General features: G+C 41.2%; 22 protein-coding genes, 1 pseudogene and 1 riboswitch. Of the genes and pseudogenes, 12 read left to right on the top strand and 11 right to left on the bottom strand.

Going from position 1 to position 26,413, the window contains the following annotated elements; genetic code table 11:
- Positions 1-584: 584 nt before the first annotated feature.
- Positions 585-1,307 (bottom strand): bacteriorhodopsin, encoded by a 723-nt coding sequence (locus AAV98_RS05340; RefSeq protein WP_082380780.1) that lies wholly within the window; start codon positions 1,305-1,307, stop codon positions 585-587.
- Positions 1,308-2,043: 736 nt separating this feature from the next.
- Positions 2,044-2,883, bottom strand: coding sequence for a TetR/AcrR family transcriptional regulator (locus AAV98_RS05335; RefSeq protein ID WP_060664534.1), 840 nt, complete (start codon positions 2,881-2,883; stop codon positions 2,044-2,046).
- A gap of 95 nt (positions 2,884-2,978) precedes the next feature.
- On the opposite strand from AAV98_RS05335, the gene AAV98_RS05330 reads away from it, so the two are divergent.
- Positions 2,979-6,059, top strand: a complete 3,081-nt coding sequence (locus AAV98_RS05330) for an efflux RND transporter permease subunit (protein WP_060664533.1) — start codon at positions 2,979-2,981, stop codon at positions 6,057-6,059.
- A gap of 856 nt (positions 6,060-6,915) precedes the next feature.
- On the opposite strand, the gene AAV98_RS05325 is transcribed toward AAV98_RS05330, so the two are convergent.
- Entirely contained in the window at positions 6,916-7,281 is a 366-nt protein-coding gene (locus AAV98_RS05325; RefSeq protein WP_082380779.1) for a DUF3889 domain-containing protein, read from the bottom strand.
- A 274-nt stretch (positions 7,282-7,555) separates the two neighbouring features.
- Between AAV98_RS05325 and AAV98_RS20190 the strand changes: the two genes are divergently transcribed.
- Positions 7,556-7,723 carry a hypothetical protein gene (locus AAV98_RS20190; RefSeq protein WP_156317643.1) on the top strand — a complete coding sequence of 56 codons (168 nt, stop codon included), beginning with the start codon at positions 7,556-7,558 and terminating at the stop codon, positions 7,721-7,723.
- A gap of 337 nt (positions 7,724-8,060) precedes the next feature.
- On the opposite strand, the gene AAV98_RS05320 is transcribed toward AAV98_RS20190, so the two are convergent.
- The gene (locus AAV98_RS05320) at positions 8,061-8,996 is read right to left on the bottom strand and encodes a S66 peptidase family protein (RefSeq protein WP_060664531.1); all 936 of its coding nucleotides are present in this window, start codon (positions 8,994-8,996) and stop codon (positions 8,061-8,063) included.
- A gap of 178 nt (positions 8,997-9,174) precedes the next feature.
- Between AAV98_RS05320 and AAV98_RS05315 the strand changes: the two genes are divergently transcribed.
- Complete coding sequence (locus tag AAV98_RS05315; protein WP_060664530.1) at positions 9,175-9,936, top strand: TerC family protein; 762 nt, start codon at positions 9,175-9,177, stop codon at positions 9,934-9,936.
- Between the two features lie 190 nt (positions 9,937-10,126).
- Positions 10,127-10,633, top strand: a complete 507-nt coding sequence (locus AAV98_RS05310; protein ID WP_060664529.1) for an SRPBCC domain-containing protein — start codon at positions 10,127-10,129, stop codon at positions 10,631-10,633.
- Between the two features lie 91 nt (positions 10,634-10,724).
- Here the strand turns inward: AAV98_RS05310 and AAV98_RS05305 are convergent, their stop codons facing one another.
- The 3 genes from AAV98_RS05305 to AAV98_RS05295 are packed head-to-tail and all read right to left on the bottom strand — an operon-like array spanning position 10,725 to position 12,122.
- On the bottom strand, positions 10,725-11,129 hold the full coding sequence (locus AAV98_RS05305) for a hypothetical protein (protein WP_060664528.1): 405 nt from the start codon (positions 11,127-11,129) through the stop codon (positions 10,725-10,727).
- A gap of 2 nt (positions 11,130-11,131) precedes the next feature.
- Complete coding sequence (locus AAV98_RS05300; RefSeq protein WP_060664527.1) at positions 11,132-11,638, bottom strand: hypothetical protein; 507 nt, start codon at positions 11,636-11,638, stop codon at positions 11,132-11,134.
- Positions 11,628-12,122: a hypothetical protein gene (locus AAV98_RS05295; protein ID WP_060664526.1), complete on the bottom strand. Its 495-nt coding sequence runs from the start codon at positions 12,120-12,122 to the stop codon at positions 11,628-11,630. The genes AAV98_RS05300 and AAV98_RS05295 overlap by 11 nt, the downstream gene beginning before the upstream one ends.
- Positions 12,123-12,360: 238 nt before the next feature.
- Here AAV98_RS05295 and AAV98_RS05290 point away from each other — a divergent pair, with 238 nt between their 5' ends.
- A complete protein-coding gene (locus tag AAV98_RS05290; protein ID WP_442853673.1) occupies positions 12,361-12,864 on the top strand; it encodes a thioredoxin family protein in 504 nt (167 codons plus the stop codon).
- A gap of 620 nt (positions 12,865-13,484) precedes the next feature.
- Here AAV98_RS05290 and AAV98_RS05285 read toward each other — a convergent pair.
- A complete protein-coding gene (locus AAV98_RS05285; protein ID WP_060664525.1) occupies positions 13,485-14,195 on the bottom strand; it encodes a hypothetical protein in 711 nt (236 codons plus the stop codon).
- A gap of 173 nt (positions 14,196-14,368) precedes the next feature.
- Here AAV98_RS05285 and rarD point away from each other — a divergent pair, with 173 nt between their 5' ends.
- From rarD to AAV98_RS05270, 3 genes are all read left to right on the top strand, one after another.
- Positions 14,369-15,304, top strand: a complete 936-nt coding sequence (rarD, locus tag AAV98_RS05280) for an EamA family transporter RarD (RefSeq protein ID WP_060664524.1) — start codon at positions 14,369-14,371, stop codon at positions 15,302-15,304.
- A 201-nt stretch (positions 15,305-15,505) separates the two neighbouring features.
- Positions 15,506-15,883, top strand: a complete 378-nt coding sequence (locus AAV98_RS05275; RefSeq protein WP_060664523.1) for a nuclear transport factor 2 family protein — start codon at positions 15,506-15,508, stop codon at positions 15,881-15,883.
- A 65-nt stretch (positions 15,884-15,948) separates the two neighbouring features.
- On the top strand, positions 15,949-16,404 hold the full coding sequence (locus AAV98_RS05270; RefSeq protein ID WP_060664522.1) for a hypothetical protein: 456 nt from the start codon (positions 15,949-15,951) through the stop codon (positions 16,402-16,404).
- 15 nt (positions 16,405-16,419) lie between these two features.
- Here the strand turns inward: AAV98_RS05270 and AAV98_RS05265 are convergent, their stop codons facing one another.
- Positions 16,420-16,692: a hypothetical protein gene (locus AAV98_RS05265; protein ID WP_060664521.1), complete on the bottom strand. Its 273-nt coding sequence runs from the start codon at positions 16,690-16,692 to the stop codon at positions 16,420-16,422.
- Positions 16,693-17,201: 509 nt separating this feature from the next.
- On the opposite strand from AAV98_RS05265, the pseudogene gloA2 reads away from it, so the two are divergent.
- Together gloA2 and AAV98_RS05255 are read left to right on the top strand one after the other, a co-directional pair.
- Positions 17,202-17,588 (top strand): annotated as a pseudogene (gene gloA2 / locus AAV98_RS05260) (SMU1112c/YaeR family gloxylase I-like metalloprotein).
- Positions 17,589-18,118: 530 nt separating this feature from the next.
- Positions 18,119-18,544 carry a DUF4064 domain-containing protein gene (locus AAV98_RS05255; RefSeq protein ID WP_060664520.1) on the top strand — a complete coding sequence of 142 codons (426 nt, stop codon included), beginning with the start codon at positions 18,119-18,121 and terminating at the stop codon, positions 18,542-18,544.
- Between the two features lie 136 nt (positions 18,545-18,680).
- Here the strand turns inward: AAV98_RS05255 and AAV98_RS20185 are convergent, their stop codons facing one another.
- Together AAV98_RS20185 and AAV98_RS05250 are read right to left on the bottom strand one after the other, a co-directional pair.
- Positions 18,681-18,857, bottom strand: a complete 177-nt coding sequence (locus AAV98_RS20185; RefSeq protein ID WP_156317641.1) for a hypothetical protein — start codon at positions 18,855-18,857, stop codon at positions 18,681-18,683.
- Positions 18,858-18,898: 41 nt separating this feature from the next.
- Positions 18,899-18,993: riboswitch (cyclic di-GMP riboswitch) on the bottom strand.
- A gap of 146 nt (positions 18,994-19,139) precedes the next feature.
- Positions 19,140-20,273 (bottom strand): SEC-C metal-binding domain-containing protein, encoded by a 1,134-nt coding sequence (locus tag AAV98_RS05250; RefSeq protein WP_060664519.1) that lies wholly within the window; start codon positions 20,271-20,273, stop codon positions 19,140-19,142.
- A gap of 214 nt (positions 20,274-20,487) precedes the next feature.
- On the opposite strand from AAV98_RS05250, the gene AAV98_RS20795 reads away from it, so the two are divergent.
- Together AAV98_RS20795 and AAV98_RS05245 are read left to right on the top strand one after the other, a co-directional pair.
- Positions 20,488-20,622 (top strand): hypothetical protein, encoded by a 135-nt coding sequence (locus AAV98_RS20795; RefSeq protein ID WP_269433435.1) that lies wholly within the window; start codon positions 20,488-20,490, stop codon positions 20,620-20,622.
- Positions 20,619-26,384, top strand: a complete 5,766-nt coding sequence (locus tag AAV98_RS05245; protein WP_082380777.1) for a pullulanase — start codon at positions 20,619-20,621, stop codon at positions 26,382-26,384. The genes AAV98_RS20795 and AAV98_RS05245 overlap by 4 nt, the downstream gene beginning before the upstream one ends.
- The last annotated feature ends 29 nt before the right edge of the window (positions 26,385-26,413 follow it).

Below are 26,413 nucleotides of genomic sequence, written 5' to 3'. Positions count from 1 at the left end.
GATGATCTTCCTCCTATCTATTATTTTTGTCCATCATGTAAAACAAGGTTCATTTAAATGGATGGTGTGGATGGTAAGGCCAATGATCTTGGCGGGTTGTGAAGATCCAAAGTTAAAATGGAAACGGCATACAACTTTAAGGTAACAAGTAAGGTTAACCAGATTAATAGATTTTTTTCAGATGAGTGGTTCAATTACGCTCGTTTTTCTCCTTTTTTCTTTGAGTTTTTAATTTTGGGTTCTTTGCTATCCGCTTGTTTAGATCGCCAATCCCTCCCTGAAAAATACAAAAAACCTTTACCAAATATAAGGTAAAGGTTTGAAAATACACAGATATATCCCTTTACCATGATGGCAAAGGTCTCGCAAACAACGTCAACGTTGCCAGTTAAGCCGGTGATATTGCTATCACGTATTGTCGACATAACTGTCAGCTACTCCCCTTTGGAGTATATGAGCTCAAAGCTTGAGCATAACACTAACTCATGTGCTATTGAGAGTATCATACAATGTTCTGAAAAGTTTTGCAAGAGAAATATTTAGAGGGATGAGGGGACAGGTACGACTGTCCCCATTGATCCCCTTTATTGAATGGGCTGGGGTACTTTGGACGAATTCTTCCCTAACTTCTGCAAACCAAATAAATCAATGAGACTAAAGCCGGCTTTAGAGAAGATAGGTAAAAACACAAAAAGTATGGTATCCGTTACTTGTCCAAAGAGATGATAACCCGATGGACCAAGAATCCAAAATGTAGGATATCCAAACCAAAGAATGGTTAAGTATCCCGCCACAATAAGGTAGAAACGATGTAGCTTTTTGCTTTGTGACATGGCCTTTCGTCTAAGGGGCCACCAGATGATATACATGATAAACATCAAGCCAACCCACCCTAACCCATACCAAAAGTACCTTACTGGAGTGGGAGATAAGTCTGCAATTAGACCTGTCAGTATCATGAACACGTCTGCAGTAATCAGCCCTCCAATTAGAACCTTATCTTTTGGTATATAATGCATCGCGGTAAAAGCTAACGCCACAAGTAAAAGTGGTGTCGTCACTAGCCAGTCAAGGTATCGTGCATAATAGGTTACTTTGTCTCCTATCATGACGTGGCCCTGCCCCAATGCTAACGCGGAATAGGCAGTTCCAGACCAAGCGACAATAATGAAAGCAATTAGATATTCAGCCCTTGGCAATTTTTTTCGCTTAAACCCCATTACTGCAAAAATAACAGCAGCTATGTACATGACAGCAACATAAAACCATAAAAGATTAACCTCAATGGGATACATCTCAGTATACAAAAGACTCACCTCGCTTTATCAGTATTTTATATGTGGTTATTCTTTCCTGGAATGTGAAGTTTATTCTTTTTTTGGGGAGATGGTGCGAGGGGATAGGCAGGTTGACCTGATTTCAATTTATAGAAGAAGAGAAAGGTGGCGTAAAATTTTTCTTGAATAATTATTTTTAAACAAACGTATGATTAATTTTGATTTTGGTGTTGAGGGATGTGGGGTGAGAAGGCGTCGAGTGATATCGACTATTTTTGCATAGTTTGGTGAGATAGTATTAGGAGGGGAATAGGATTAAGAACAGCGCAAAGTATCTTTTATTTACATAGTATACTAGATTTGCAAATGGTTGCCCTTGTCATGTTAAACAGTGAATAAATTTTTGTTGCTACCTATAGTGGTTTTTGAAAGAAAAACACCCATTTTTAGTTGAAAATGACTCCATTTTTGTCTGCTAATTTTCGTTCGGACATTTATCCCCTTGCTTCGGACAAAAGAAGAGGATATATACTAGGGGTTCGGTCAAATCAAAGAGGCATTCGGTCAACTTTCAAATACCTTTGGACACTTCAAAATTTCGTTCGGTCAATTTCCGGCAATCTTCGGCCAACTTTGCCAAAACTTCGGCCAACTTTTAAAAAACTTCGGTCAAAAATACGAAATCTTCGGACATTTAGCGAGCAACGGGACGAAGAGACAGGCCCACCGCCCCTCAATGGGTGCGTTGCCTGTCCCAAAAACCACCTTAAGTCCCAAACCACCGATCCAACACTAACGCGACCCATTTCCCGTCAGCGTGAACCCGCACGTTCTCAATCAACCCTCTCCGAACTGCAAGCGGCAGGGAAGGTTCCATAATCTCTTCACGCAACATCCGTAACGATTCTATAACGACTGGATCCTCCAGTTCACCTGCATACCGGTCCATTAAAGCAAGCACTTCTTCCTTGGAGTCGGAGTTCCCTATCTTTTCTACATTTTTCAAATAAAAATCCAGCTCCTCCGTAATAAACGGAATGTTAGAATGCTTTGCCAAGCTGTCCGTTTTCTCGACAAGCGACTGACAGAGCAAATTCATGTCCAAGTCCACCTCGTAGAAAAGAAACAGCTCCGAATAAATCCGCAGAAACCCCTTTATACAATAAACCAGGTCAAACTTGGTTGCCTGAACCTTTTCTCCGTACATACTCTCCACCATTACTAAGATGTTCTTGGACGTCTGAATATCATAAGAACGAGCTTTGATTAGTAATTCCTGGTTTAAAGAATGAGGCATTTCTTTTATGAGAACTTTTGCAAAATCGGCGTGCTTTGCAAAGAAATGAAACATCAGTTGATAGAATTTAAAAAGTAGTTTGGTATCATATTTATTAGAGTTGACTAACTGGTCAATCTCCGTTGTAACCTCTATGAAGAAGTGGTCAAGCATCTCGGTGATCAATTCATCTTTTGATTTAAAAGACAGGTAAAAAGACCCCTTTGATATGCCGCATTGTTCTGTTATTTGCTGAATGGAAGTTGCTTCAAAACCTTGATTGGCGAAGAGCTCTGTCGCTTTTTCCATAATTAGTTGTTTTTTAGACATGTCATTTCTCCTATACGTATTCGTTGACATATGACTGTATAGTCATTAGTATATGAAATAGAGTATATAAAGTCAATAAAAGGGCAGGTGCAAAAGTGAGAGGGTTAGTCAATTTTGTCATTAAAAATAAGCTAGCAGTGTGGTTACTGACTATTATTATTACTGTAGCAGGAATCTATTCCGGTACAAAAATGAAAACAGAAACGATTCCAGATATCTCTATCCCATTTTTAATGGTCATGGATGTTTATCCTGGAGCTACACCAGAAACCGTGATGGAAGATGTCTCGATTCCGCTGGAACAGGTGGCAGAAGGATTAGACAATGTGAAAGCTGTTTATTCCAACTCGTATTCCAACATTGCAAACTTACAGATTGAGTATGAATATGGAACAGATATGGAAGAAGCAAAGCGAGCATTAACTTCAGCATTAGCTGATGTGGCACTACCAGAGGGTGCGCAAGAACCAATGGTCAATTCCATCAGCATGAATATGATGCCTGTTGTTGCTTTAAGTGCAAGCAGTGAAACAGAGGATATTGTGGAACTTTCGGCAACTGTCGAAGAATCCCTGCTTCCGAAGATCCAAAAGCTTGAAGGCGTTGCGTCTGCGACCATTGCCGGACAGCATATTGAAGAAGTCGAGCTTCGCTATGACACAGAACGCATGGCGGAACTAGGGTTAACGGAAGACAATGTCAAACAGATGATTCAAGCAAGCAACTTGGATGTTTCCTTGGGACTTTACGAGTTTAAAGAGGGAGAGGAAGCCGTTTCCGTTGATGGGAAGTTCATGACTGCAGCGGAACTAGAGGAGATGATGATTCCAGTCACTCCGTCCGAAACAGTTCAAGTTCCTTTTGTAAAATTAAGTGATATTGCTGAAATCGAAGTAGTAGGTAAAGTGGAATCTGTTTCCAGAACGAACGGAGCAGACGCTATTGCGATTCAAGTGTTGAAACATCCGCAAGCAAACACGGTGGATGTCGTGAATCAAGTGAAAGAATTAATGGAACAAGAAGAAAAACGTATCGATGGTTTAGTGGTAGATGTCACGCTGGATCAAGGGGAACCTATTGAGAAATCCGTCGCAACAATGGTGGAAAAAGCATTGTTTGGTGGCGCGATCGCGATCTTAATCATCCTTTTATTCTTAAGGGATATTAAATCGACCCTTATCTCCATCGTGTCCATTCCGGTGTCGATCTTCATGGCATTTTTACTTTTAAACTGGATGGAAATTACGTTAAATATCATGACGCTTGGAGCGGTGACTGTCGCAATTGGTCGTGTTATCGATGACTCCATCGTTGTGGTGGAAAATATATACCGAAGATTACATCTGAAGGAAGAAAAATTAGCAGGCCGCGAACTCGTCCGGGAAGCAACGCTTGAAATGTTCAAGCCGATTCTATCCTCAACGCTTGTGACGGTTGCAGTTTTCGCACCGTTAATTTTTGTAGGTGGTATGGTAGGAGAGCTATTCATGCCATTCGCGCTGACGATGACCTTCGCGCTTGGTGCGTCCCTAATTGTGGCGGTAACCATCGTTCCGGCGATGTCGCACTTCCTTTTCAAGAAAAAGCTGTATAGCGAAAAAACAGAAAGTGGCCATAAGGAAGTTGGAAAACTTGCCAACTGGTACAAAGGTGTTTTGAGCTGGTCCTTGAATCATAAAATTATTACATCGATTATAGCGGTAGTTTTATTGGTCGGAAGTTTAGGCCTGACGCCACTGATCGGATTCAGCTTTTTAGGAAGCGAAGAAGAAAAAGTTATGTACTTAACGTACACGCCAGAAGCAGGGGAGCTGAAAGAAGAAACCCTCGCGAATGTGGAAGAAGTCGAAAAAGCCATGATGGAACGTGACGATATTGACATTGTTCAGCTGTCAGTCACAGAAGGAGCTAATGAACAAATGGCCATGATGGGCGGGGGATCTGACGGGGTGTTAATGTACCTTATTTTTGACCCTGACATGGAAAACTTCCCTGAAGCAAGAACGGAAGTGGAAGACTATGTGTTCAATATCGGTCAATCCGGTGAATGGAAAAGCCAAAACTTCGCCACTGGAGGAGCGATGGCATCCAACGAGATTAGCTATACGTTCTCTAGTGAAAATCTTGAAAACTTAAATGAAGCGGTGAAAAAGGTAGAAGACGCGATGAGCGGAACAGATTCTCTAGAGAATGTTTCGTCCACTGCTGAAGAAGCTTATGTGGAGCACACATTGAAGGTAAGCCAAGATGAGCTGCTTCAATACGGTCTGACAGCAGGTCAAATCGTGATGATGCTTAGCCCGCAATTTGAAGAAGTACTGACTAATGTAGAAAAAGACGGCAAAACCCTTGATGTCATTGTAAAACAAGAACAACAAGAGCAGCCAAAATCAATGGAGGAACTATTAGAAACTCAAGTTCCGACTGCAATGGGTGGGACGATGCCACTTTCAGATCTTGTGGAAGTAGAAGAAGGCACCACGTTGAACACCCTTGCTAGGTCAAAAGGCGAATACTACGCTTCTGTCAGCGGAACGGTCATTGGAGATGATGTGTCCAAAGCAACCGCAGAAGTGGATGGAGCAATCAGTGACGTAGACCTGCCAAACGGCGTAACGATGGAAGTTGCCGGTGTGACAGCTGACATGGAAGAAACCTTCACACAGCTCGGACTTGCGATGCTAGCAGCAATTGCGATCGTTTACTTCATTCTGGTTGTGACATTTGGGGAAGGAGTAGCACCATTTGCGATCCTATTCTCCTTACCATTTGCTGTAATCGGTGCCTTTGTCGGGTTGTTCTTGGCAGGAGAAACCATTTCGGTTCCAGTTATGATGGGACTACTTATGCTAATTGGTATCGTTGTAACAAACGCAATCGTACTTGTCGACCGCATCATCCACATGGAACGGGACGGATTGACAATGCGCGACGCCATCCTAGAAGCAGGCGCAACCCGTCTACGCCCAATCTTGATGACAGCCATTGCGACGATCGGAGCACTAATCCCACTAGCAATCGACGGTGGCGGAGGCCTGATTTCCAAAGGTCTTGGTATTACCGTTATTGGTGGACTGACGAGTTCTACCCTGTTGACACTAATTATTGTGCCGATTGTGTATGAAGTGTTGTCGAAGATGTTTAAGAAGAACCGTAGGGAAGTGCAGGAGAATTAGTTATTAGATATAGTGGAGAGGCGTCCGTTTAGTGGGCGCCTCTTTTTTTAGGGAATAGGTGAGGGGGGAAAGAGAAGTATTTTGGTGGTATATAGGTTAACTCTTTGTAACTGTTTATACTTCTGAAATTTGTTGGGAAGTCCTCTCTCCACCCGAAAATGGAGTGGGAACGGTTGAAGGGTAGAAGAGAAGCTCTCTCTCCACCCGAAAATGGAGTGGAAACGTGAACAGTAGAAGAGAAGCTCTCTCCACCCGAAAATGGAGTGGGAACGGTTGAACGGTAGAAGAGAAGCTCTTTCTCCGCCCGAAAATGAAGTTGGAACGGCTGAACGGTAGAAGAGAGCCTCTCTCTCCACCCGAAAATGTAGTAGAAACGGTAAAATGGTAGAAGAGAGCCTCTCTCTCCACCCGAAAATGGAGTGGGAACGAGGAAACGGTAGAAGAGAAGCTCTCTCTCCACCCGAAAATGGAGTGGGAACTGTTGAACGGTAGAAGAGAAGCTCTCTCTCCACCCGAAAATGGATTGCAAACGGTAAAACGGTAGAAGAGAGCCTCTCTCTCCACCCGAAAATGGAGTGGAAACGATAAAACGGTAGAAGAGAAGCTCTCTCTCCACCCGAAAATGAAGTGGAAACGGTAAAACGGTAGAAGAGAGCGTCTCTCTCCACCCGAAAATGGAGTGGGAACGGTAGAACGGTAGAAGAGACCCCAACCCACGCGCCAGAATCATCACCCCACGGTTAAAACAAACAACAAAAGCAGATTACTCAATATAACTTGGGTAATCTGCACAACAATTGAAAGAACACAAGGAAAAGAAAATATCTAGGGTAAATAGATAATATTACATCCTCCACTACCTCCGCTTCTTCCCTTTCCCCTTCCGCTTGATCTCCTCCAACTTTACCTCTTTAACCGTCTCCGTCTCGTTGTAAAAGCTAATCGTTACATTCACGCCGAACTCTTTTTCCCCTTCTTCTAACCATAGCCTGAATTTTTCCGTCGTTAGTATTGGTCCTTCCTGTCTGCCCATATGTGAATAGTCAACAATTATGGCTTCTGGATAAGCCTCTTTTGTCCGTTTCATCGCGAGCTGTCCCCACTTTGCGTAACTTGGTACTTGTTGAGATGAAACTTTTGCGGCCTCTGCTGATGAAACTGGTTGATAACCAACTAATACAAAACATGCTAAACAAAAAAGTATGGTAAACTTCTTCATCATTAATCCCTCCAGTTAAGCATATAGTGCCCACTAGGAGTGATATTAAAATGAATTTTGGAAAAAGGAGGATATCAATTGGAACTCTACGAAGGAATAGATAAGGAAAATAAAGGGTGGGATCAAATCAGGTGCCTTTCCCATATCAGGAGGAGATACTATGCGTCATTCTTTTTTGTGTTAGTACTTTTTAGCTTTTCCCTTCTTATAGCTTGTGGGAGCAATACAGTTGGTGGTGAGGAGAACCCAAATTCTTATTTTAATGATGAAAAAATGATTGAAAGAAGTGGTAGCCACTTGGATTGTATACGAAGATGAGCATGTGGTAGATTATAAAAAAGAGCTTGGAGTGGAGCATTTTCCTGTGATGTTGGTCTTTAACCAGGAGGAATTGGTCTTTAAGGCATATGAAGTACAGGATTTGTATGCTTTCTTCAAGCAGTAATTTTGATCATGTATAAGCTATTATTATTTTTGCATATTAAAATTTAAACAAACGTTTGTAGAAATTTATTTTTTTTGGCTTTAGATTGAAGTTGAGAACAAGAAGACAAAAACCGACTATTTCAGCATGGTATAGTAGGATAATGTTGAATTGACAGAGTGGATGGCTGTTTAATGGGGTGCTTCTCTCTATATAAGTCAAGCAAAGCTGAATTAGTCAAAAAACGCGACCAATTAGTCAAAAAACGTAACCAATTAGTCAAAAAAAGGCCTAAAATATACAATAAAACCGCTCAATTATACGACAATCCATAAATTTCGATGAAGATCATTCGAGATCACGGGACCTGTCCCCGAGATACCGCTGGCTCCATCACCGTTATCGTGTTATTTGTAGCGTTCATATTTACCCTAGCCCCAATCGGAATAGCTGCTTTAAACCTTCCATGACCGGTGGCGAAATTCATAATCAATGGCTTTCTTGTCGGTACAAGAACCGAGTTAATGAGGTCTGTATAAGACGTGTTATAAGATACTGGGCAGTTTGTACATTCCCCCATAATAATGCCGAGGCAATCCTTAAATTTTTCTGCCATGGACAGTTGGGTAAAATAGCGGAGAATCATGTTTGCAGGTGTGTGCGTGTCCTCTAGAAAAAGAATTTTGCCTTTTGTATCTATTTCATACGGCGTGCCAAGTGTATTAACGATGGAAGTGATATTCCCACCCACAATTGGCCCGGTTACATTTCCAGGATTTATCCCCATACGTACCACTTCCGGTGGATTTATAATAGCACGTGGGGAAACAAACGTAGAGGTCGCTGCAAAAAATTGATTAAAATTGTATGCAGGTGTTTCTGCTCGAAAATCTATAAGCATTAAGCTGTGAAATGTGATCAGATCACTAAACCGATTTAGATTGTTTAACAGTACGGTAATATCACTGTACCCGGAAATTAACTTAGGATTCTCCCTGATGGTATTAAAATCAAGATAAGGAAGGATCTCTTGTACACCAGTCCCCCCGCGTGTCGCAAGGATCATTTTTACATTTGGATTTTTAAACATATCCATGAGATCCTCCGCTCGTTTGTCAGCAGGAGCGGAAACTATTCCTTCAATAGAATAAACATAGCTGCCAAAAACAACGTTAAATCCCATATCCCGCAAAAATTGTGCCCTTGTATTTATTGTGGTCGCATCAAGAGGACTCCCCAAAGTAACCAACCCAATCGTATCTCCCCTTTGAAGCGCAAGTGGTTTAATGGCCATATACTTCGCTCCTCCAACATCATTTGTATTTCTATACATATTATGTGGGAACTCTCTTTTTAAGAAGAGAGCAGACGCGAAGGCCCAAAACTCTTCATATGCCTAAATCATCCATCACTAAAAATTTCCCATGTTGCAAACGATAATAGTAAGCCAACAGCTTTTAGGAGGTTTAATGATGGATGTTTCCATATTATTAGAATATACATGGGTTTTGCTCCTGCTTGTAGCACTTGAAGGACTTTTGGCAGCAGATAACGCCTTGGTGTTAGCAATCATGGTAAAGCATTTACCGGAAAAAGAACGTAAAAAAGCCTTGTTCTACGGTCTGGCTGGTGCGTTTGTATTTCGATTTGGTTCTTTATTTGTCATCTCGTTTTTAGTGGATGTATGGCAAGTACAGGCAATTGGGGCCATTTATCTCCTTTTTATAGCCTTGAACCATATCCTTCGAAAATATGTGTTTAAGAAACATAAAGTAAGAAAAGAAAAGGAAAAGAAAGCTGGTTTTTGGGGGACCGTGTTCAAGGTGGAGTTAGCGGACATCGCTTTTGCTGTAGACTCGATTTTAGCTGCTGTTGCACTTGCAGTAACATTGCCGGATACACCGCTACCTACAATTGGAGGGTTAGACGGAGGAAAGTTTCTTGTGATTTTTGCTGGAGGATTAATTGGGTTAATTATTATGCGTTTTGCGGCTAACTTATTTGTAGCATTATTGAAATCAAGACCAGGTCTTGAGATTGCTGCATTCCTCATTGTCGGATGGGTTGGGGTGAAGCTACTTGTGTATACGTTAGCTCATCCTCAATTAGGGATATTACCTGAAACGTTCCCAAAATCCACAGAGTGGAAAGTAACGTTCTACGTTGTTTTGCTTTTGATTGCAGCAGGAGGATGGTTTTTCTCAAAGGCAAAAGAAGAAGAAGTAATACACTGATGGGGCCGTCTCTAGACGGTCCTATTTTGCTATGCTAGAAAATGTATGAGTAATGAGTTTAAAAAAAGAAGGATACTACAGGCGGGCGAAGAATATAAAGGAGAGCAGAGGTCATCCATGGAAAGGGAACTCAACAAACACGAAGCCTCGAGAGACTTGATAAAATGAAAGTTGGAGGATTGATTGTGTTATGACAACCAAAATGATCTCAAAAGTCGAAGGAAACGTACTAGTTTTAGAGCGCGATTTTAATGCCCCAAAGGAAGTTGTATTTAACGCTTTTTCTGAAGCAGAGAATCTAAAGCAGTGGTGGGGACCGCGTGGTTGGGTTTTGACAGTTTGTAATTTAGATTTTAGAGAAGGTGGCACTTGGCATTATTGTTTGAAATGCGTGGATGAGAATCAAGGTGATTTCTTTGGTTACGAGTCATGGGGTAAAGCTGTTTACTCTACAATTGTTCAGGATAAGAAGATTGAGTACACCGACTATTTTTCCGATAAAGATGGCAATGAGTCTCAGGATATGCCCGCTACCGTTTCGACCTTGCTGTTCGAAGAGGTAGACGGTAAAACCAAACTAGTTAACCGGGCCGAATATGATTCACCGGAAGCCTTGAAAAAAGTCTTGGATATGGGTATAGAGCAGGGGATTAAAGAAACGTGGGATCGCTTGGAAGAGCATATTTCATCTCGATAACATTGCGTATGTAAAAGGGGATACGATAGTATCCCCTTTCCTATCTAAAAAAATGAATCAAGATGTGGGATCTCCACCAAGGTAGAGCCTATTACCTGCCCCCACACTCTATACAAAACGTCTTCTGAATAAATACCTCAGCTGCAGCTTCCCGTTGGCCTACTTCGTCGTTAAAGCGGATGGCGAGGAAACTGAAGTTTTCCACTTGAAATGCGCGTGTGTTTCCTTCGTTGAATAGTGCCGATCCTTGAACTTCTGCAATTATTGGAAAGAGACTGTCTTTTGTGAAGATGAAAACTTGAAGAGGGAATGGAGGAAAAGGACCGACCCCAATCGATTTAATTTGAATAAGTGTTTTATTATGGTTGTTGGTTTCGTCAGAGAATATAATTTCTGTTTCGTTAGGACGAAGAGGAAAAAGAAGAGGAATGTTCCCTGTCTGATTAAGCCCACTTCCTTGAACTAAATGGTTTTCTATCTGACTCATTTTTTTCATGGTTAGTGACCTCCATTTTTTCTGCAGCAGATGCAGAATGTTTTTTCGATATAAACTCGTAATGTGCTAGCAGTTTCTAATGGGTTAGAGACGGTGAGGCGGGCAAAATTCTCAACCTGAATGCCCCTAGGAATTCCGGTATACTCTGGTCCAATTGGGTTAGTAGAAAGTCGTATTTCAATGGGCTCTTCTGAATCCCTAGTAAAAATTTTTACATCTAAAACGCGGAATGTATTATCCATTGGGGATGTTTCTGCCGAAAGCTGTAAGAAAGTTTTATTATGGTTGTCCGTAAAATCCTCCAATACGGTTAATTCTTCACCATCACCTGGAACATTAATTAGAAGGGGGATGTTTCCAGTTAGCTCCTGTCCGTTTCCTCTTACCTTATGCGTTTCCACATTACAGCTTTCGTTCTTACAATGATGTTTTTTCATTCTTCCCTGCTGTTGACTTGGGGAAGTTATCGCCATTGTACAGTGCTTCATATGATTCTTCTTACATCCCATTATCCATTCCTCCTTCTGAACAGGATATACAAAATGTCTTTTCTAAATAAAAGCTAATTCTTCGTTGGAATAAAATTGGAAGATTATTAAGCTGAACGGTTACTCTACGTACATTTTCCAATTGAAATGACCGCGTTTGAGACAGTGGAATTGTGTATTCTAGGGGAGTTTCCGAGGAATCGGTCGTCACTCTTACTTGTAAATTAAATGCAAGATCTTCTAGGCTTAACGTAGGGCTGCCGATCTGAAAGTAAGTTTTGTTATGATTATCTGTAAAATCCTCAAATAAAACATACTCCACGCCAGCATTAATTATAAACGATAGCGGAATATTACCTGTCTCGTTCTCTCCAACCCCCTGAAACTTATGCGTCTCGACAAAACTCTTCGGCTTGCACTCTCTAATCCTGCTTTTAAAGCTGTTAACCATTGTTGACGGTCCCGGCTCGGTCACATCACTCTTCCTACTATATTTGCGTATCAAAACGATTTCCTCCTATTAATATATTTACTAGTAATATATTCTATGAAAGAGTTCTATGATTGGTGAAAAGATTGCTAGAATGGAATAAAGGCAAATAGATGTATCATCAATTAATTCAGGAAAATGTAGTAACTGATTGAGAATAACACTATAAAGGAGAATTAATTCATGAAAACCGAAGAATAATTTTTTCAAGAGGGAAGATCCATTCAAATCCATTCAAACTTATATGGATGAAATGAGTGTTTTAAAAGAGGAAAGCTTCAAGGTCTATGAAAAATTTCAATTGCCTGAAGATGGATTGGTAGAAAAGCTGCAACAACACTCCCTGCACATTCTCACCATTACAGAGGATTGGTGCGGTGATGCCATGATGATCAATCCAGTAATCCGTAAGATTGGTGAGGCTGCTGGCATAGATATACGAGTTGCTCTGAGAGACGTAGACACTAGTTTAATAGACCGTCATTTGACAAATGGGGGACGGGCGATTCCTATGATCTTAATTTTGAGCGAAAAAGGAGAATTGTTGGGAAAATGGGGACCGCGTGCACCGGAAGTTCAAAAGATTGTCGATGAACTCCGCGGGGCGCTGCCACCTAAGGAAGATCCTACTTTTGCAGAAAAGCAAAAGGAAGTCATCGCTACTTTAAGGGAGCGATATATCAGCGAGGAAATTCTATGGACATACGTGTATGAAAGTTTTAAGCATACAATGATGAATATTTTGGAAAAAGAATAGAGGAGACGGGTAGGCCGAGGTTAAATAAGTTAACTGAGGGCTACTTTTTTTAGGACAGCACTAAAAATTGGTCATGAGCCTGTCCCTAAAGCCCACCTAGAAAGGAGGTTATTCTTGTTTGGAAAAAAATAATAGACGGCTGAGATCAAATCAGTTGTAAAAGGGGAGAGTCAACGATTTAATACTCAAAATCTTACGATCCCTGTCGACAGAGAAGGCACTTTTGTATTTCAAACCCAAATGCCAAGCCATACAGAAATTTATAAGATCGACATCCAGAGTGTTACTAAATGGATACCGTATGAAAGGGAGTCCCATTAATCAGATAATTGGACCTGTATCATCCTGTCGACACACCGTCATTTTTGTAGATATTTCTCGGGAAATTGTTGAAATGTGATAGGCAGTAACATCAAAATACGACTCAAAAAGCCTGCTTTAGTCAAAAGAAACGCCTATAACATTATGTACGTGTGTCATAGGCGATAGCTCATATAATAATCTCCCGTATCGTGCATCGATATATGTAAAGAATTTTGAGAAGAAATAGAAAAATGCCGGCGTATCCTTGGTATCAATCAGCGTTATATCGCCATGCGATACGCTACTAGGGTAATTATCTATTTCTTAAACAAAGATAACAACCAAGCCCAATTGCCGCCATCCCGCTTTTGCATCTCTTCTTCTAACCGCTTATTAAAATCATTTTGAGATACCCATTCTTTTTTCTGTTCGTCGCGCATTTTTTTTATTTCTTCTTGTAAGAGCTCTGTTCTTTCTCTTTCTTGTTGTATAAGAGTTTCATAGTGTTCTCTTTGTTGTTCTGTTAATTTTTCAATCTTGTTATTCGTTTTTTGTGCCGAATTTCCAATGCTGGAACTTATGAAATGATGATCCTGTTGAAGCTGAGCCACCGTAGTTTTAATATGCGTCATATCGTTTTTTAGTTGAACATTCATTTCACGCGCAGCGGCTAATTCATTCACCAGGTACTTAAAGGCTTCTTTGATCTGGTTAGGATCAGTTGGTAATGTTTCACTCGTATCGGGTAGCGCTATGTCTGTTTGAGTTGTGTTTTCCAAGCGCTTTTTTTGTTCTTCCACTATATTGCGTGCTGTAGTGTCTAGAGGCTTGTCCGTATCGCGCAGCGCTACAAGTGCTTTAACATCCGATTCAACAAAAATTCTCCTGTCTCCATCCTTTAAAAACTCGTACCCATTCCGCTCAAGTATCTGTCCATACTTCCGTACAGTAGGGGTGGCAATCCCCACTTCTTCCGCCACTTCTTTGGTCGAATATGCCCGTTCATTTGGTTGTATATCGTTTCGCATATCGCACCTCCTACCTTTAAATATGAATGTTTTATAATCTTTTTGCAAGAGGTATATCGCCCTTCATTATAGAGTTTGAGTGGAATTTTTTCGCATCACGAAATTTTCCATTGCTTTTCCTTGTGAACGCGCCTACACTTAATACAAATATTCTTAGTAAAGAGGGCGCAGCCATGAACCAACCAACAGGTAACAAAGAGTTTGCAATAGGAATCGTCTCAGCGGGTTTATCATATATATTATGGGGAATCCTTCCTTTATTTTGGAAGCTGGTGGACGATGTACCGGCTGGGGAAATTCTTGCGCATAGGATCGTATGGTCACTCGTTTTTATACTAATTATTCTGGCAATGTTGAGGAAAATTCCTTCCTTTATATTTGAGGTTAAAGCGCTTGTCAGGAATCGGAAGAGGCTAATTGGCATCAGTCTTGCCTCCATTTTCATCAGCATTAATTGGGGTCTATATATTTGGGCCGTGAATGCGGACCGTGTCATTGAAGCGAGTCTAGGATACTATATTAACCCGCTTGTCAGTATCTTACTTGCTGTTATTGTATTAAAGGAAAAGCTGTCTGGTTTTCAGGTTTTGTCTATTATTCTAGCAGGAGTCGGTGTGCTCGTTCTGACGTTTAGTTTCGGTACCTTTCCATGGGTCGCCATTATGCTTGCCTTTAGCTTTGCATTTTATGGTCTGATTAAGAAGATGGTTCAAGTGGGTGCTTTAATTGGTTTGGCTATTGAGACACTTTTAATTACGCCGTTTGCGCTGCTTTTTTTAACTTATGTGCATGCTAAAACTGGTAGTGGCGCGTTTGGTGGAAACCTTAATGTGACGTTGCTTCTTTTGCTTGCTGGGGTAGTTACAGCCGTTCCGTTGTTACTTTTCGCAAGTGGTGCAAAAAGAATTCCGCTATCTATGGTCGGTTTGCTGCAGTATTTTGCGCCAACTATTAAGCTGATTATGGGCGTTTATTTGTTTCATGAGCCGTTTACTGGTGCGCATCTTGTAGCGTTTATTTGCATATGGGCGGCACTTGGGATTTATACCTTTACGCTGATGAGAAGTTGGCGGGTAAAGCGTGCAGTTGTGCCAGCTAGAAGTTTATAAACCCCATCACCAGAACTGGTGCTTATCCCTCCTATTATCAGGCTCCTTTGCTTATTGTCAAAGGGGTCTGATTTTTTTTTGAGATAGTGAAGGACTTACGTTTACAAAAGAAGAAATAAAACATATGCACGTATTCTCAAGACTTATAAGAGGTAGATGTTAGGGTAAGCAATTATTACATACATGAAAGGTTGAGTTGAAATGACTAGTAATTTATACAAAGAAGCATCCATCTTATTTCTCCAAATGGTTGTTTCCGGAAAAATTCGTGAAGCATTCGAACGCCACATTTCCTCTGATTTTCGTCATCACAATCCTTATTTTCGTGGGGATGCTGAATCGCTCATGCTAGCAATGGAAGAAAACGCGGTTCAAAGTCCTAACAAAACACTTGAAGTGAAGCATGCTATAGTAGAAGAAAATACTGTTGCTGTTCACTCTCACATTAAACAATATCCTGAGGACATCGGAGCCGCGGTTGTACATATTTTCCGTTTTGAAGAAGAGAAGATTGTGGAACTGTGGGATGTCGGTCAAGCTATTCCGGAAGAATTACCGAATGAGCATGGGATGTTTTAGTCTTTTTTACTGGTAAAGCACCCATCTAAGGCAATGTGATTTTCCATGAAAGAAGGGGGAAAACCATGGATCTCTTCAATAAATTTAAGAGTGGAATGAACCGTATCAAAGACAGCAAAGGCATTCCGGTGCCCATTACTGCTTACATGCTAGAGGAAGTACTTCGAAGAAACGATAAACTGCAGGAAGTTGCAGTAGAAATTACAGAGGGTGAGATTATTGTCACTGGAAAAGCGGAAGCAGATCTTAAACTGACCAAGAAAGACCTCTCTTTCTCCATCACCCTTGAGCCGGTTCAAATGGAAGGAAGAGAGCTAATTTTTAAGATTGCAAAACTGAAACCGTTGAATCTTAGTATTCTTAATAAACGTATTTTTGACAAACCGCCGCACCTCGCCTACAAAAGCGGTCATATCAGCATTGATTTTAATGGTTGGGAGCTTCTCAGAAAGATACCAATTGGCAAAATAAAGAGTTATCAGTTGGGTGAAGGGAAAATAGTAGTGATGGTAGGGGTCTAGTCTAACACCATAAAATTAAATTCTCTTTCTCCCCTCCATTTCCAGCTTTTTGCGTTCCTTATTTTGTTGATGAAGAGCAAGGGGGTCTGTGTAAATGCCGAATATATCCCCTTGTTTATATTCTTCCGGTTTATTTGGAAGATGGTTCTTAGGTTTAACTGAAGTTTGCGCTCTCCGATTGAAACCAGGCAGTATGATAGCCGTGCACAAAATGACCACGATAATCGCCCATAAATTTCCCTTCATAACTAAATACAAATATAAAATCCCCAATAGTATTAACCACATATGAGCCTCCAGGTAGAAAAAGTTTCACGACTACATATATGGTGTTTTCAAGAGAAATATGAGTTAATTTGTATTCCTTTTTATAGCAAAAAATCTATCATCCTCTATTAAAATCCACTCCCCCCTTCAGGACATAAGTCCATGCATCATCATCCGACATACATAGAATAATAGAGAAGGTAGCAAGACGGTTCCTAATTTCATCTAACAACCCGTCACCTATCTTTTAAAGGAGGTGAAACAACATTGAAATGCTACTACTATTCTAACTCAAAGAAAGACCACCACACACACTGCAAGCCAAAACATAAAGATAAACACGATTGTAAAAAATGTGAAAAAAACTTCAATATTAACATTTTTGGAATCAACATTAATATTGGCGGGAAACATCATTGCTAACTTAAGATAAGTTAATTACATGATGGGAAGGGCAGTGAATACTGTCCTATTTTTGTGTCTTTAATAAACTTTCTGTAAGATGAAAATAAGAAAGGGGGGGTACATAAATGAACCTGACAGGTATCCATCATATTGCCATTATTTGCTCCGAATATAAAATTTCTAAAGAGTTCTACGTTAATTTGATGGGCTTTCCCATTATTAATGAAGTATACAGAGAGGAAAGAGATTCTTATAAACTTGACTTAGCACTACCAGACGGCACCCAATTAGAGTTATTCTCTTTCCCTGGAGCTCCTGTAAGACCAAGCTATCCAGAAGCCCAGGGACTACGTCATTTGGCCTTTCAAACTCCTGATATCGTGGAAGCAGTGTAGGAACTAGAAGGGAAGGGGATAAAAGTGGAACCTATACGAATAGACGAGCATACAAAGAGGAGGTTTACTTTCTTTTCTGATCCAGACGGGATGCCGATTGAATTGTATGAATACTAGACTTAAGTCAAGAACAGGTCATATTACTAGATGTTCAGGCTCTGCTTGTAGAAGTAATTAGTAGAATTTAGAGTGTAATAAATGAGGCATAAGGAAGAGACCTGTTCTCTCTTTTAGAGATTTATGCACTTACTTTTGATTGTGATTGGCGGCTTACGGCTTTAAGAATGAACAATTTATCCTGGACAGTCAGCATTCTCCAGCTTTTTACTTTTATTTTCATCGAGGTTTCCCCACTTTCGTATTTTTCTGCTGTGTTTCTATACTTTGAAAATACCTTTTTTCAACTTGATATAAACAACAAAAATTCCTACATTTTCCGCGCCGGAATGTGCGTTTTAAGGGAGATTTTATCGAATCCTTGGAATAAGAGAGGACGGAGGAAATGTCTATTTTAGAAAAATAATAAAATTTTTACTATTTTATCCTACTTTCCACCGTGATAAAATTAGTTATAGATGTTTGAAACTTTATGGAGTTCATCTACGTATAACCCATATAAAGTTACATATTAAAAGGAGGAAATGAGTATGAAACGTACAGCAGAAATAGTGATGACAGTCATCGCAGTGATTATTAGTGGATTGACGGCGCTTTTTGGAGTGTTGATGAACTTGGGTATGTCCGACCCTGAATTAACAGAGGTAATGGAAGAGGAAATGGCGTCAGATCCGGCGATGGAAGGAATGGATATGGGTGGGTTCATGGATTTATTGTCTATGGCAGGTCCTACGCTACTAACAGTTGGAATTATTTCTTTAATTCTGGGAGTTGTCGGTATCATTGCCATTAAAGGAAACAAAAAACCTTTACTTGCTGGAATCATGCTAATCCTAGCAGCACTTGTCATCGGAATCGGGACCCTTGGTTTTGGAATCATCCCAGCAGTCCTATACTTGATTGCGGGAATCATGGCATTTGTTAGAAAGCCGAAAGTAACGGAACACCATATCTAAAGACCAGAGGGACAGGTACCGTGAGCCATATGAAGTACGGTGCCTGTCCCTTCATAACATGTGTACAACAAAAAGGCCCCATAACCTGAGGCCTTTTCTTTTTGTCTGTCTGTTTTTCTAAGCTGTCTATCAAGATTTAGTAAGTCAAATCTTGAATTTTCGTTCTGCATTGAATTGCATCTAGCCTATGGGATTCCGCTTTTTTCACCAGTTGCTGCTTCATGACTTGGTCCAGGCAATCTTCAGCAATAACAGTGTAATAGTGGGATCTCATATTGTGCCAGAAGAACTGTAAATTTCTTACTGTCTTCATAGCAAGACCTCCTTTTCACTCATAAATCAACGGAGGTTGGTGCGGGTAACTGGCTAACTGGTCCGTGCTTAAAACACAGACTGAAGTCCCTGTAGTTTTGCGTCACTAGTTTTCACTAGTTTTGCCTTTTTCCATGATTTATGAAAAGTACCTTTTAATTGTAGTCTTTTAGGTGGTGTAATGACATAGGACTTTAGGAGTGTTTTGTCGCATTTTGTCGGAGGTGAACGGAGGATAAAGAAGGGTATCCAGGAGCCACTGTTCCCGCCTCCCTAACCACACTCATTCCCCACAACACTTCTTATACTTCTTCCCGCTCCCGCATGGACAAGGGTCGTTTCTTCCAACTTTCTTACCGGATTCAAATTTGATTACGTTATTTTGCGCACGTGCGGGTGATTCACGCTTCTCATCATATCTAATTTCACTTGGTGCGTACCCCTTCAAGAACCATTGCTTAGTATTGTTGTAGAAAGACATCAACTCATCAATGACTTTCTTGGCGGAATCCATGTTTTCAAACACTACATCTTCAGTAAGTATCTTGACCACTTCATTTGGAGTGTACCCCTGTTTAAACATTGATTGGAACTCTTCTGTCAGGAGGTCTGCTTGTTTTTTGGAAAGGGAACACTCTCTGACTAAAAGGGCAGAAACCTTCTTAAAACTTGGCGTACGTTCCACATAATCTTCTTCCCCAGCAAGAATTAATTCCTTTTTCGTAAAAGGATAAAAATCGAGGCTTGGTCTCATTTTTTGTTGTTCTAAAATCATTTTAGGATAGATTACTTCATAATGCGAAAAACCGTTCTCATCGTGGTCATAATATTCATAATAGATTCTAGCCTCATGAATGGTGTTAAGAAAACGACGGAAATCCATCATCTCTATTAAGCCTTCTTCAAGTATCTCAAAGAATTGATCGACGCTTAGCGTGCCATAATAATAGAGGAGTCCATGAGTCATTTTAATCCACTCTGTATTCTGCTTAGCAATTGCAGACAATTTTGCATCATATAAAAGGTCTTTTAATCTCTCGGTCAAATTGGAATCAGAAGGTAGGACAAGATTTTCACTTCTTTCGTCCTTTACAAGAAAAATAAATCCAGTCGCTTGGAAAAAATAAATTTGCTGGGATTCCAAAGTTTCGGTAGAAACCTGTCCTTTTTTGAGGAAAAGGTCTTTCAGGATATTTATTCGGTGCTCATCCCAAGTTAATAAAAGATTCTCCAAACGCTTCGGTAACTCCTCTGACAACAAATCAATGAGCGGGCCTTTATTAAAACTGCTGGCATTTTCAATTCCATAATTTTTGCGTAAGGCATGTAGCTCGTCTTTTGTTTTAAGAGATAACCCTTCCTTTAAAGTAAATGGGATAGCGAGTTTGCTAGAATGCCTATCAATTATGTTCTTCATTTTTTCCCCTCCAGTAGCTAGTGTTATTTTCATATAGTATAACCTGTTAGTAGATATTCTAGAAGGGAACAGTCACCTCAACCTGCATGCGTTACTTTGCCTACCCCCAAATCAAAAAAACCAATTGAAAATTATCAGAATTCATAGTATATTAAAAGTAGAATATTGGTAGCGTTTGCATAAATTTGTAGGTTTATAGTTGTGGGGCTGCTTAATGCGCAACATTGCGCAAACGGTTCCGCAATTCGGTGCACCCTACCTGAGAGTGCAAACGCTTCCACGAATTAGCAAGTCAGTCATCACGATCAAGGATGTTGAGATTAAGATTACGAAAGGGGCAGGGTTATGAAGAGAAGGTTTCAAAGGGGAATGGCTGTACTACTTTCCGTTCTTCTGGTTGTTTCCATGTTTGCGGGCTATCTTCCGACTAAAGCGATAGCCGAGACAGGTGACAAACGGATTGTGTTTAGCTATGAAAGGCCTGATGGGGAGTATAATGGTTGGAATCTGTGGATCTGGGGAACAGGTGTAAAGGATAACCAGCAGCACGACTTTACAGAATTTAAAGATGGAAAAGCTTATGCCATCATAGAGGTTAGTGATACAGCGGAAAATGTAGGATTTATTGTCCGCAAAGGGGATTGGGAAGCGAAGGATTTTGATGGGGATCGCTACATTACAGTAAATAAAAATGACCACATTACTAAGGTTCTTGTAACAAGTGGGCAAAAAGAGATTAAAAAAATCCCTGACGGCAATGCACCTGTTGTTGCAGACGGGAGCGCAGACTTCTTTTTTCGTGATAAAGACCTGTATGCAACAGGTGAAATGGACAAGGTCGAAAAAGTCGAACTTTCCATATTAGGTGAAAAACATGAATTGAATGCAGACCCGGAAAATGAGCGGTTTACGTATACATTGAGCGATCTTCCGGTTGGTAAGCATGAATATACTTATTTTGTAACAATTGATGGGGAGACAAAGGAAGTCACAGATCCGTATAACACAGTGGATGGAAAATCAGTTATAGAGTATATTGTTGCGGACCTTGATGTGACAGCAACAGTAAAACCAACTGCAGTGGATTATAATCAAAACGCAGTGGTGACCTTGGATTTGAAAACGGAAACGGATACTAAAGCACGAGAACTTTCCATCGATTTATCCGAAATTGGCGGAAAAGAAAAGGTGACGATTGACCCTGATCTACAGGAGCTTACAGTAACAGTTGATCAGAAAGTTACAGCGGGTATGAAAACTTTGCCAATTACAGCGATTGATGAATTTGGCAACCGCCACAAGGGATCTGTGCAGCTTGAAGTGAAGGCACGCACACTTACAGGTGAAGAGGTGAATTTTGATTGGGATGAGGCTGTTGTTTATTTTATGCTGACAGACCGGTTCTTTGATGGAGATTCAACGAACAATGATCCACATAATATTGGCTATGATACAAGCAAGTCCGGTACATACCAAGGTGGGGATTTCAAAGGAATTACACAAAAACTGGACTACTTAGATGAATTAGGAATTAACACTATTTGGATCAATCCGGTAGTCGATAATATTAAGTATGATGTTAGATACAATGAAGATGGAGAAACGCCCTATTATGGCTATCACGGTTATTGGGCAGACAATTTTGGTGAATTAAATCCGCATTTTGGTTCCATGGAGGATTTTCACGAACTGATTGATGAAGCACATGAACGTGGCATGAAAATCATGGTGGATGTGGTGTTGAATCATACAGGTTATGGATTGAAGTCAGGTGACAGCAGTAGTGTTGCGAATTTCCCAACGAACGACGACCGTACCCGTTTTAACGGGATGCTTCGTGAAGTCAGTGAGTCTGGCGATGTTCGTTCAGAGCTTTCTGGCCTGCCTGACTTTCTGACAGAAAAATCTGCAGTGCGAGACCAGATTGTTAAATGGCAAACGGACTGGATTGAAAAGTCCAGAACAGCCAATGGAAATACCATTGACTATTTCCGTGTTGACACCGTAAAGCATGTGGAGAATACTACTTGGATGGCATTTAAGAATTCTTTGACAAAAGTCATGCCAGAGCACAAGTTAATTGGGGAAGCATGGGGAGCAAGTGTTGATAATGACCAAGGCTACTTGAACAGTGGGATGATGGACTCTTTGCTAGACTTTGAGTTTAAGAATTATGCACGAGACTTTGCAAACGGGCAGCTAGATGCGGTTCAGCAAAAGCTTGAGGCGCGGAACAGCAAATTGAACAATACAGCGACACTAGGTCAATTTTTAGGAAGTCATGACGAGGATCGTTTCTATGAGATGGTTGGGGGAGACCTAGGGAAGTATCAAGTGGCAGCATCCCTTCAGTTGACGTCAAAAGGGCAGCCGGTTATTTATTACGGAGAAGAGTTGGGCTTACCAGGTAAGAACGATTATCCGTATTATACCAACCGCCAAAACATGCCGTGGGATGAAGTAGAAGGAAATGACGTGTTAGCCCACTATCAAAAGGTATTGGCTTTCCGTAACGACAATCCAAATACGTTTGCTAAAGGTGACCGCAAAAAGGTAGCGGGATCTGACAGTGACGAATACCTTGTATTTTCACGCACGTACGGAGAAAATTCCGTTTACGTAGGTTTGAATACTGCCACTACTGCTAAAGAAGTAACCCTGAACTTTGGTTCCTCTGAAGCATTGGTAACGGACCACTATTCTGGTCAAGAGTATCAAGCAAATGAAGGTGGACAAGTGAGTTTCACCATTCCAGCGATGGAAGACGGGGGAACGGTTCTGCTTGAAGTAGTGAATGGCGACATTCCAGTTGAAGAAGAACCAACAGAACCAGGTGAAATTGGCGAAAACACGCTTCGTATTCACTATCAACGCACAGACAATAGCTATGAAAATCTTGGCTTATGGCTATGGGGAGACGTGGCAGCTCCATCTGAAAACTGGCCTTCTGGCGGTACACCATTTGAAGCGGAAAACGTCACAGATTATGGTGCATATGTAGACGTAGAGCTTGCAGAAGGCGCGCAAAATGTCGGTTTCCTTGTCTTAAACACGACAAATGGAGATAAAGACGGTGGCGATAAAGCTGTTGAACTTTTTAGTCCAGACTTAAACGAAGTATGGATCAAACAAGGCTCTGACGAAGTATTTTTATATGAACCTGCTGACCTTCCAGAAAATACGGTCCGTATTCATTATGAAAGAACAAACGCAGACTATGACGGCTGGGGAATGTGGAACTGGGAAGATGTAGAATCCCCATCTGACGGCTGGCCAAATGGTGCTGCTGATGCAGCTGGTATCGGAAAATATGGTGCTTACTATGACATTAAGTTAAAAGAAGATGCAAATAAAATCGGCTTCCTTTTTGTGAACAAACAATCAGGAGCACAAACGGGAGATATGACGTTTGAAATGTTACAACAATACAACCAACTTTTTGTAAAAGAAGGGGAGGACAAGGTTTACACAAACCCTTATGGAACCGTGCCATTGGCGCTTGTTTCCGGAGAAGTTTTGTCCAATAAACTGATCACTCTTACTTTTACAAAAACAGAAGGATTAGACGTAACAGAACTGAAAGAGCAGTTGAAGATTGTCGATGTTGATGGAAAGGATGTATCCTTTACAGATATCACCATTGAAGGTGAAAAGACCGTTCATGTTCACGGTGAGTTTGATTTAGAGAAGCTTCCTTTCGATGTTACTTATGGTGATGTGACGGTTTCTGCTAAATCAGGCTGGAAACTGATGGACGAAATGTATGCTTATGATGGCAAGCTGGGAGCAGATTTGCATAAAGACGGAACGGCTACGTTAAAAGTATGGTCGCCAAAAGCGGACAATGTGTCTGTGGTGCTTTATGACAAGGATGACCAAGATGAAGTTGTTAAAACAATTGAAATGGTCAAAGGAGATCGCGGTGTTTGGTCTGTTAAGCTATCTAACGATAATACCGGCCTTGATAGTTTAAAAGGTTACTACTACCATTATGAAATTACGCATGGTGATGTAACGAACCTTGCCTTAGATCCTTATGCAAAATCGATGGCAGCGTGGAACCATGAAGCAGGCGAAAAAGTAGGAAAAGCGGCAATTGTGGACGTAAGCTCTATTGGGCCTGAGCTTGATTACGCCGACATTCCTGGTTATGAAAAGAGAGAAGACACGATTATTTATGAGGTGCATGTACGCGACTTCACGTCTGATCCAAACATTGGGGAAGACTTAAAAGCACAGTTTGGTACATTTGCTTCTTTTGTAGAAAAATTGGATTATATTCAAGACCTTGGGGTGACGCATATCCAATTGCTGCCGGTCATGAGTTACTATTTTAGTAATGAATTTGAATCTGGCGAACGCATGCTAGACTATGCTTCTACCGATACGAATTACAACTGGGGTTATGACCCGCACGGTTATTTCTCCCTATCCGGCATGTATTCGGAGAACCCAGAAGATCCGGAACTGAGAATCAAAGAGTTCAAGAATTTGATTAACGAGATTCATAAGCGCGACATGGGTGTGGTACTCGACGTGGTGTTCAACCATACGGCACAGGTTCACATTTTTGAGGATCTTGTACCAAATTACTACCACTTCATGGATGCAGACGGAACGCCAAGAACAAGCTTTGGTGGCGGACGTCTTGGTACGACACATGAAATGTCCCGCCGCGTGCTGGTGGATTCCATTAAGCATTGGGTGGACGAGTACAAAGTGGACGGATTCCGCTTTGATATGATGGGTGACCATGATGCAGAAAGTATTCAACTTGCTTATGATGAAGCGAAAAAATTGAACCCGAATATCGTCATGATTGGCGAAGGCTGGGTAACATTCGCCGGTGACGAAGGCGAGCCGGTTCAAGCTGCTGACCAGCAATGGATGAAAGATACGGTAGCGGTGGGAAGTTTCTCTGACGAATTCCGTAACGAGCTGAAATCTGGCTTTGGAAGCGAAGGTCAACCACGCTTTATCACAGGCGGCGCGCGAAACGTACAACAAATTTTCGATAACATCAAAGGACAGCCTTACAATTTCGAAGCAGATCAGCCGGGAGATGTGGTTCAATATATTGCCGCACATGACAACTTGACCTTGCATGATGTCATTGCACAATCGATTAAAAAAGACCCGGAACTTCCTGAAAACAGTTTAGAGATTCATAAACGTATTCGTATAGGGAATGCGATGGTATTAACGTCTCAAGGGACAGCTTTCTTGCACGCAGGCCAAGAATTTGGTCGTACAAAGCAATGGAGAGCGGATGCAACGGATGCACCTTACAAGTCTACTTATATGATAGACTCTGAAGGCAACCCGTTTACCCATCCGTATTTTATCCACGATTCGTATGATTCTTCGGATATCATCAACCGAATCGATTGGGAAAAAGCAACAGATGCTGAGAAATATCCAGTAAATAACGTAACTCGTGAATACACAACAGGTTTAATAGAGCTGCGACGTTCTAGCGATGCATTCCGTCTAGGCGACCGTGCACTGGTGGATTCTAATGTATCAATGGTCACAGCACCTGAAATGAAGGAGCAAGATCTAGTTGTTGCATTCAAGAGCGTTTCCACTGCTGGAGTGGAGTATTACACATTCATTAATGCAGATACTTCTAGTAGAACACTGACGTTGGGGCAAGATTTGACGGATGGTGTGGTAGTAGTGGATGCGGATGAAGCAGGTGTGGATGAAGTTTCTGAGCAGACCGGTTTTGAACTGACTGCAGAAGGTATTACACTCGAGCCATTGACGACAGTTGTGGTGAGAGTCGGGGAGCCGGAAGGAACGGACCCTGATGATGGGGACAGTGAACCTGGTGATGGCGATGGAGACGGTAATGGTAACACTCCTCCTGGCAGCGGAGATGACGATGGAAACGGAAATGGAAATGGAAACAACCCGGGGACTTCGCCTGGTAAGGGTGGCGAAAACCCTGGCAATGGAAAAGGCAATGGGAAAACACCTCCTGGAAAAGGAAACAAGCTTCCCAAAACAGCAACATCTTCATTCAATTACATCATGCTTGGAATGGTGATGGTAGTGTTTGGTGGGGTATTGTATCTGGGGAGAAGAAGAATGAGATTAACTAAGTAGTTTTGTTTGGAAAGAGTGTGGGCTGGCGT

The sequence above is a fragment of the Bacillus sp. CHD6a genome, assembly GCF_001293645.1.
In the GTDB taxonomy this organism is placed as follows: Bacteria; Bacillota; Bacilli; order Bacillales; family Bacillaceae_I; genus Sutcliffiella_A.
This window is presented reverse-complemented; position numbering and strand designations above follow the sequence as displayed.